Source organism: Thermomicrobiales bacterium, from assembly GCA_041390825.1.
GTDB lineage: Bacteria > Chloroflexota > Chloroflexia > Thermomicrobiales > UBA6265 > JAMLHN01.
On record JAWKPF010000090.1, the window covers coordinates 1 to 1512 of the forward strand.

The following is a 1512-nucleotide window of genomic DNA, read 5'->3' on the forward strand; positions in this document are numbered from 1 at the left end:
TCCGATGGATTCAGGACCGGTGACCTACGGCGGCGCATGGAACGATCAACACCTCGACGGACGCGTCTTCAAGACGACGAGCGAGGTTGGCGCGACCACAACGATCACATTCGAGGGCACCGGCATCGTGGTCTATCTGCGTCGCAGCCCAGATGCGGGGTTGATTCGCGCAACACTGGATGGGGCTCCGCTGCCCGATTGGGGCGACGACGATGGCGCCTCGACGATCGATCTGACCTACTACCAGGCTCAGGATATTGCGGTGTCGCTCGCTTCCAACCTGGACGATGGCGTGCATAAGCTCACCCTGACCATGTCCGATCCCGGACAGCTCACGATCGGCGGGGCCGTCGTCTCGCGCGACCCGCCTTTGCGGTGGCCGGTGGTGGTTGCGCTCGTCACTGCGCTTGCGATGACGGTCGTGGCGTTGCGTGAAATCGCCATGGTTGCAGCCGAACGCGGTGGATTGATGCGCCCGCGCGGCGCGGCGACACAAGGTCCCCAGTTGCCGTCGTTGCCGGATTGGCGGCCGATGCCACGCACACGATGATTCAGAACGAGAGAAGCGATTTCGGCGCTGGCCAGCGATCGCTCGTCATCTGGGCAGCGACCCTGGCGATCGGGGCAACCGCCTGGCAGCTGTCCGGCACGCCGTTCGTGGGTGCATGTATCGTTACTGCCGTGCTGCTTGCGGTGGTTTCCCCTGAGGGCGCTCTGTACGGCGCATGCGCAGCGATTCCGCTCGTATTCCACCCGATCGAGGTCGGGTCGCTGCACCTGGGGTTGCTGGAAATCGGAATCCTGGCGACTCTTGCCGGAACGCTGCTTCGGATTGCGTACGACTATTCGGAGAACCGTCAGGGGCGAGTGCAGCTGCATCCCGGTTTCGAGGTCGTTTGGATCCTTCCGATCGCGCTGTTCATCATTGGATCGCTTTCGCTCATCTGGATGCCGTTCGATTCACACCGCGCCGAAGCACTGCGAACGTGGCGCTGGGTCATCCTCGAACCCCTGCTGCTTTTCCTGCTGGCGAGACGGGCGATCGCCCGAGAGGGGCCCGCACCGCTTACGACTGCGTTGGTCTTGCCAGCCGCTGCCGTTGGGTTGGCAGCGATCTGGCAGTTGGGGTTTGCAAGTACCTCATTCTCGGTCGACGAGGTCCAGCGATCCACAGCTACCTATCTCCATCCAAACAATCTGGCTCTCTACCTGGAACGTGCCTTCATGCTCGCACTGGGACCAGCGCTGTTGCTTCACTCGCGCTGGGGGTGGCTCTTTCGGGTCTGTTCAGCACTGACCTTGCTTGGCGTCGCAACCACGTTTTCGCGGGGCGCGATCATCGGCATTGCCGTTGGAATCGCGGTGATCCTTCTGGCTCATCCCATCGAGCACGGGTGGAAACTCCTGGGCGTTGGGACGCTGGCGTCTGCTGTTGCCTTTGCGCTCTTTGCCTCCGATAGGTTTTCAGGTTCCGATTCCTCCGGCTACTTCCAGACTCGACGGTACCTATGG

The 1512-nt window shown here is 62.2% G+C and carries 2 protein-coding genes; both read left to right on the top strand.

Translation table 11 applies throughout. From position 1 onward, the window contains the following. A partial coding sequence (locus tag R2855_20105; protein ID MEZ4533310.1) for a hypothetical protein occupies positions 1-550 on the top strand: 550 nt, incomplete at its 5' end. Further along, a partial coding sequence (locus tag R2855_20110; protein ID MEZ4533311.1) for a hypothetical protein occupies positions 547-1512 on the top strand: 966 nt, incomplete at its 3' end. The genes R2855_20105 and R2855_20110, both read left to right, overlap by 4 nt.